Origin of the sequence: Candidatus Neptunochlamydia vexilliferae (assembly GCF_015356785.1) — a bacterium.
Taxonomy (GTDB): domain Bacteria; phylum Chlamydiota; class Chlamydiia; order Chlamydiales; family Simkaniaceae; genus Neptunichlamydia; species Neptunichlamydia vexilliferae.
The window spans coordinates 22,571-29,421 of the sequence record NZ_JAAEJV010000023.1 but is presented as its reverse complement, the minus strand read 5'-3'; the positions used below and the strand labels follow the sequence as shown (position 1 = coordinate 29,421).

The 6,851-nt window shown below is 45.8% G+C and carries 5 protein-coding genes and 2 pseudogenes; 6 read left to right on the top strand and 1 reads right to left on the bottom strand.

The window, feature by feature from the left end; translation table 11 throughout:
• Window positions 1–292 (bottom strand): annotated as a pseudogene (locus NEPTK9_RS05165) (RNA-guided endonuclease TnpB family protein); the annotation flags it as partial.
• A 50-nt stretch (window positions 293–342) separates the two neighbouring features.
• Between NEPTK9_RS05165 and NEPTK9_RS09685 the strand changes: the two are divergent.
• The 6 genes and pseudogenes from NEPTK9_RS09685 to NEPTK9_RS05140 all read left to right on the top strand — a co-directional run bounded on the left by NEPTK9_RS09685 (window position 343) and on the right by NEPTK9_RS05140 (window position 6,775).
• Window positions 343–924 (top strand): annotated as a pseudogene (locus NEPTK9_RS09685) (AAA family ATPase).
• Window positions 925–943: 19 nt separating this feature from the next.
• Entirely contained in the window at window positions 944–1,252 is a 309-nt protein-coding gene (locus NEPTK9_RS09680; protein ID WP_228547036.1) for a PD-(D/E)XK nuclease domain-containing protein, read from the top strand.
• Window positions 1,253–1,393: 141 nt separating this feature from the next.
• Window positions 1,394–3,367: a hypothetical protein gene (locus NEPTK9_RS05155; protein ID WP_194847766.1), complete on the top strand. Its 1,974-nt coding sequence runs from the start codon at window positions 1,394–1,396 to the stop codon at window positions 3,365–3,367.
• Between the two features lie 9 nt (window positions 3,368–3,376).
• The gene (locus tag NEPTK9_RS05150) at window positions 3,377–4,234 is read left to right on the top strand and encodes a hypothetical protein (protein WP_194847765.1); all 858 of its coding nucleotides are present in this window, start codon (window positions 3,377–3,379) and stop codon (window positions 4,232–4,234) included.
• Window positions 4,231–5,088 carry a hypothetical protein gene (locus NEPTK9_RS05145; protein ID WP_194847764.1) on the top strand — a complete coding sequence of 286 codons (858 nt, stop codon included), beginning with the start codon at window positions 4,231–4,233 and terminating at the stop codon, window positions 5,086–5,088. The genes NEPTK9_RS05150 and NEPTK9_RS05145 overlap by 4 nt, the downstream gene beginning before the upstream one ends.
• Window positions 5,089–5,104: 16 nt before the next feature.
• A complete protein-coding gene (locus NEPTK9_RS05140) occupies window positions 5,105–6,775 on the top strand; it encodes a ShlB/FhaC/HecB family hemolysin secretion/activation protein (RefSeq protein WP_194847763.1) in 1,671 nt (556 codons plus the stop codon).
• Window positions 6,776–6,851: the final 76 nt, after the last annotated feature.

Genomic DNA, 6,851 nt, shown 5'->3' with positions numbered 1-6,851 from the left:
TTTCTTTAAACGAAATCTCGGGAACTTCTTGACCTTTTTTAATTTTAAGTGCTTTATAGCTTCCACATACTTTCCTAAGGGCGTTGCACACCATTTGAGAGCCCAGTTGCGGAATTTCTTCTCTTATTTTAGAATAGCAAAAGTTATGGAGAGCGACATGGTTCCAACACCGCTTTTCTTTAGCTTGAAGAGCAATTGCATTACAGCCTCGGCTGAAACACTTTTGCGTTTCCAAAAGGGTCTTAAAATCTTTATCGGAAAGGGTCAACTTAAGAGAAATGGTTCGTTTCATAAAAGCTATTTTAAACCATGGCTACAAATTAAACAATCTAAAAAGGAGCGATGCTTCCTCCCCTCCCTAAAGGAAGGGGTATCCGCATCGATATTTTGATGAAAAAGTTACCAATTGGTATCCAGAGTATAAGCAAAATTCTCTATAAAGAGGACTATGTCTATGTGGATAAAACTCTATTCATTAAAAAGCTATTAGACGAAGGCTCCCCACACTATTTTATATCCCGGCCCAGGAGATTTGGAAAATCTTTGTTCTTGAATACATTGGAAGAGATTTTTAAAGGGAATAAGGAGCTATTCAAAGAGTGTCAGATCTATAACAGCGACTATGACTAGCAAGAGTACCCCGTTCTCTACTTTGACTTTGCTCAAATTCTGAACACATCCCCTGAGGAGCTCGAAATTGGCCTAAAAGAAACGCTCGAAGATACTGCCGCAACTTATGGCCTATCTATAACTGGTGCCTCTAGCCAGTCTCAACTAAAAAGGCTCGTGATAAAGCTTGCCGAGAGGAATCGGGTTGTCGTTCTAATAGACGAGTATGACCGACCCATTATTAACAACCTAAAATCAATTGAAATTGCGAAACAAAACAGAGATCTTTTAAGGGATTTTTTTTGCTGGGGCTAAAGAGCGAACCTACCAAGCGATGCTTCTATCTATGCTCCATGGCATGGGGTTTGATCCATTGTCAGAGAGATCGACAAATACAGCACGCATTGATGTTGCATTAGAAATGCCTAAAACAACCTATATCCTAGAGCTTAAACTTGATGATTCTGCTGACGCCGCCCTGAGACAAATCCACCAAAAAGAGTATTTCAAGCCTTATACCTCCAAGGGAAAAGAGATAGCAATCATCGGTGCTAACTTTTCTTCAGAAGCACGTAATGTATCTGAATGGAAAGGAGAACTCCTTTCTGAGTCTGGGGAAAAGATTCGAGAACTTTTTCCCTAGTGCTCTGCCTGCGGCTTTATCCCTTAAGCTTTCTTCTAAACAAACCACCACAACCTCCCTCCCCTCAAAAAATAAAAAGTTGCAAATAATTCGAAGATTGTTTTACAATGGAATGGTGCCGCGAAAAAAAGGATTTTAAGTATGAAGATTGACTTTCTAAAAATCAAAGCTGCTTCTCCTCTAAAACACTCCCATCCAGGATTCGACGCCTACGTCCTCTCCATGGAAAAACTGATCAGGGAAATCCTCCCCGAATCCGCTTTTAAAGTCCACGAAACCTCCCAGTTCATCCCCATCGACACCTGCTTCGAAAAATTAGCTCCCCTCCTCCCCCTCGTCGAACTCTCAGAAGAAACAGAGGCCCCCTGCACCCTCTCCCTGACAACTCTTGTCAGAGAAGAACACACCCACGGCGTGGCTCTTTTCCTCTGCAATATGATCTCTCAAAAACTCTGCCCCGGCAAAAAAATGACCATCTCCTGTCTCCGCTCCTTAAGCTTCAAATTTATCGTGAGACCCAAAGAGCGGTTCTATGTCATCGAATTCTTTCTGGAAGTCGACTCAAAGCAAGAGCTGCAGCGGATTCAGGAAAACTTTCCCCGCTTTAAGGAAGAGGTCCGCTCTACTATTTTAGGGGTGCGACACGCCCGAAGAATCGTCGGGGTCAAAGGGCTCACCCTCGAAGAAAAACGGATGCTCCTCCACGAAAACCTCTTCTCATTGATCAAAGATCCCTCAGAAATAGAGGGACGAGACTTTTTTGGAGATGTCCAAAGCCTCCTCTTTAAAGGGATCTATGACCAAGACCCCGATAAAATCCCCGATCACCTTTTCCCAATCATCGACACAAAACCTCAAACCTTCGATCCCCTCATCTTTAGGGAAATTGAACAGCTTTCAGCCCTCTTTCATGACGAATTTGCTACCCCTCGCCCCACCGCCCACTTAAGCAAACTCCTCTCCTACCTCTACCTATTTAAAAAAGTTATCACCTACGCTTTCGAAGCAAAACCTAAAGAGCGTCACCTCAGCTTTAAAATGATGCAGCTTCACCTGGATGGGGTGCCCACCCTTGCTGTTTTACTGGGGATTAACCTGATAGAAACCCACGAATCTCTAGAGGAAAAAGAGCTCTTTGAGAACATCAAAAAAACCATTCCAAATGTCACCCTTGTCCCCGGCAGCCACATCATCAATGAACAAGGAAAAAATCGGGTCCGCACCCTCTACATCGAAGTGCAAAAAAACGATCAAAAGGGGTTCGGAATCGAAGAGGTGAAACTCTTAAAGAAAAAGCTCCCTAAAGAGATCAAAAAATGTATCCAAAAAAGGGAAAAAAATCGGGCTAACGAGGTAAAAAATGAAGAACAAGTGCGGAACGTTTTAAGGCTTACCAAAGAGCTTAAAAGTATCCATGAACCGATCAAAGCGATCGTCCAGTTCCATCATGAAACCCCCTCCCACTTTCTTTTCTCGGTGATCTTAGCCCGTCTCCAAAAGCCAAAAGCTCCCACTCTTTTTATCTCGTCAACCCCCGAAATGACGATCCGCAATTTTGAAAGAAAAGTCGCTGGCATTACAAAAAAACGGTATACCAAAGAGATCAGCCTTTACGAAGTGCTCCTTCCTAAAAAGGGGCACGCTTTGGCCAAAGCCAGACAAAAAATTCTCTCCTTGTTAAAGGCTACTTTCCACAAAGTCGACGACTTTGATGGAGGAATGATCTGCCGCAAATATGAAAACCTAGCAGCCCTCAAAGCTCTTTTAAACAACCCGCTAAACGATACCCTGATCGAAAATTATTTTTATGGAATCTCTCCCCCCTTCATGCAAAGCTTAATCGACCCCCACCTCCTGAAAGGGCTCTTTGAAATGCTCCTAGAAGAGAAGAGTTTTTCCTCAAAGGTAACCGATGAGGGTGCCCTCTTCTCCTTCTCTGCCCTCCACCAAAAACCGCTCAAGGAGATCGAAAAAAAGGCCCGCGCAATGGATGGGGAGATGGGCGCGGTCTATTTGCAACGAGGAAAACTCTATGTGCTCGGCCTCATCGTTCAAAATCGGGGCCAGATTAAAAATTTTTTTGAGAAGTTTGACGAACTTTCCCAGCTGGTGTAAACTGTTGGCATGAAAAAGCTGTTTTTTCTTTTTTTATTATTAGCTGCAGGATGTAGCCGTCCCCAAGGGTTCACCCTTAAAAAAATCGTCTCCCGCCACCCCGCAGAGATCCGTTGGGACGTGCTTTCCTCCTTAAGTGAAGAGGAGCTTGCAACCATTTTTGACCAATCCTACACCTACCTGGGAAGTGGCAACCACACCTACGCCTTCGCATCAAGGGATGGGAACTATGTGATCAAGTTTTTTAAGCAAAAGCATATGAGAACGCAAAGCTGGGTCGATTACCTCCCTCTCCCTGCCAAGAGCCTTTTCTACCCGATAGAAAAAATTAAACAGAGAACAGAGAAGAGGGAAAAGTCCTTTACTAGCTATAAGATCGCCTATGAAAAACTCCGCGAAGAGACGGGCCTCCTCTACCTTCACCTCAACCAGGGAACCCACCTGGGCCATACCCTTACCCTTATGGACCAGTGGGGGAATCCCCTAGAGGTAAAAGTCGATGAGATGGAGTTTCTCGTGCAAAAAAGGGCCACCCTGGCCTTCGACCACTTGAAAATGCTTCTTCAGAAGGGAGAAAGGAAGCGGGCTGTGGAGGCCATTTCCTCCCTTTTAGAGGTGGTAGCCAAGCGGAGCCAAAAAGGGATCTACGATAGAGACCTCCAGTTCTTTAAAAACTTTGGCTTTTTAGAAGACCAAGCAATCGAAATCGACATCGGCGAGTTTAAAGAAGATCAAGTTCCCCTTCCAGCGGCCGAAGAGCTCCAAATTCTCTCCTATCAAATCCGTGACTTTGTCCAAGCTCATGCTCCAGAGTTTGTCGGAGAAGTATGCCTAGAAATGGAAAACCAAGTGGAGACCTACCGATGAAAAAGTATCTCTTTCTCCTTTTGCTCCTTTTCATCCCAGTCTATTTTACCTCTATCAAGCGCACTAAGGGGTTTTCCTATAAGAAAATCCACTCCCGCTATGCTTATGATTCTCGGTGGGACTTTGGCCCTCCCAATGAAAAGCAGCGGGCTCTCCTTGAAAAGATCACCAAAGAGCCTTTTACCCTACTGGGGAGTGGGAAGGAGTGTTACGCCTTCATGAGCGCCGATGGGGAGACGGTGATCAAGTTTTTCAAGCAAAAACATATGAAAACCCGATACCTTCTCAACTACCTTCCCCTTTCAAAAGAGATTAAGATGGTCCGGAGTGAAATGTTAAACCGTCACCGCGCATTTCGCAATAAACTCTACCAAAGCTACCAAATCGCCTACCAAAAACTCCCCGAAGAAACAGGGGTTCTCTATCTCCACCTCACCAAAACAAAACATCTCAAACTTCCCATCCGCCTCGAGTATGGCAATGGGAAAAGGGTCACCCTGAAGCTCGATGACATGGAGTTCCTCGTGCAAAAGCGGGCGACGCCAATCTTAGACTATCTCCGTGCCCATCCCAAAAAAGGAAAGGAGGCGATCAATGCGATTCTCACCCTCCTCCACACCCGCCGGGGAAAAGGGGTAGGCGATAACGACATCGACTGCCGAAAAAATCTCGGTTTTCTCGATGATCGGGCCATTCAGATCGACATCGGCGAGTTCTTTCCCGCTCTCCCCGCGCTTCCCAATAAGGAAGATCTGAGATTGGCTACGCTAGATCTTCGCGCTTTCCTCGAAGAGACCAGCCCCTCGCTTGTTACCTACCTTGATGACCAAATTACTTTACTTTCGAAAAGATAACTGATACATCATGGGAATGATGCGTGCTTTTTTCTTAGTTATTTTACTTGCTGTGTCCTGCCTACTTGCTGATGATGCATGTTTGGTCGAGCACCTAAGGGCAATCGTTTTATCGAACAAGAGTGAGGCGATCAAGAAGGAAGAGCTGGGCGATGTTTGCGGAGTGAGAGTGGTGGGTGTTAAAGTAGTTGGCTCACGACTTGCATGGGGCCGCTTCACCAATGATCTGGGCAGCCGCTTTTTAAATAAACCTCTCAGTCAAGAGCAACTTCAAGAGATCAAAGGGGCCATTGCGGTCTACTACGAAAAAAAGGGTCACCCTTTTGTTGAAGTGATCATCCCCCCTCAAGAGGTGACCGAGGGAGTCCTTCAGGTTCTTATTCATGAGAGCACTTTGGGAGGGATCGAAACAACGGGGAACCGATGGACCTCCTCGGGAAAAATGATCGATAATATCCACTTGGAAGTGGGAGAGCCGATCGACACCAACACCCTCAATGCGGACTTGGCTTTTTTAAACCGAAACCCTTTTCGTCAAACCAATGCGGTTTTCATGGAGGGGAAAATGGCTGGAACAACCGACTTGGAACTCGTGACAAAAGAACTTCGTCCATTTCGGATCTATGCAGGAATCGATAACCGAGGAAATAAGGCCTATGGAAAACTCCGCCAATTTGGAGGGTTTAACTGGGGAAATTTTCTCGGGTTGGGGCAGACTCTCTCCTACCAGATCACGACCTCTGTGGATAAAATCACCGATCTGATTGCCCACGCCGGCTACTATGAAGTCCCCCTCCCCTACAGGCAGGCGCTCGTTTGTTTTGGAGGTTACTCCCGAATCAAAAATGGTGAGGTGGGGGCTGAATCGAGAAATGAAGGTCACAATGTTCAAGCAAGTGGCCGCTACCATTTCCCCCTCTTTGCACGGGGAAAGCATTACAACGACTTTTCGATCGGGTTTGACTTCAAAGAGAGCAACAACAACGCCCTTCTTTCGGAAGATCCTGTCTTTGTGAATATTACAAACTTGTCCCAGTTTCTGATTAACTATCAATACCAGTCGGGATGGCCGTGGGGAACGATTCTAGCCGACTTGGGGGTCTACTTTTCCCCTGCGCGGATGTTCTCCCACCAATCGGAAAAGGCCTACCAACTTTTAGCTCCTGGAGCACGCCCCAAGTACTTCTACGTCAAAGGGGAGCTCTCTTCCCGCTTCCACCTTCCGATGTGTTTTGGAATTAGCTTCCGCTTTAGTGGTCAGATCGCTAACCAAAATCTCCTCCCCAGTGAGCAAGAGGGACTTGGAGGTTTCGACACAGTTCGAGGCTACCGGGAACGGATTCTTAATGGAGATGATGCGATCTTTTCGAGCATCGAATTTACCGCTCCTCCCCTGTCGATCTTGGGATGGAAGGTGGCATGCAAAAAAGAGACGATCGACAAGCTCACGTTTCTTGCTTTTATCGACTATGGATGGGCCCAAGTTCATAAGAAAGTCAAGGATCCTTTCACAGGTCAACTTTTAACGCCAAGCACAAGCTATATCGTAGGAGTTGGTCCAGGTGTCCGCTACTTCATCGATCCCTACTTAAACTTAGCGGCTTACTGGGGCTTCCGCCTCCATAAAACGGAGTTCGAAGATAGCCTCGGCGGTCGGGTCAATTTTAGCCTTGTCATTAGCTATTGAAACTACAGGCAAATTACTCTATATGAAAACTAAGTAATGAATAACCTGGGTTGTGGGTTTATTTTGCTTAGTTTTT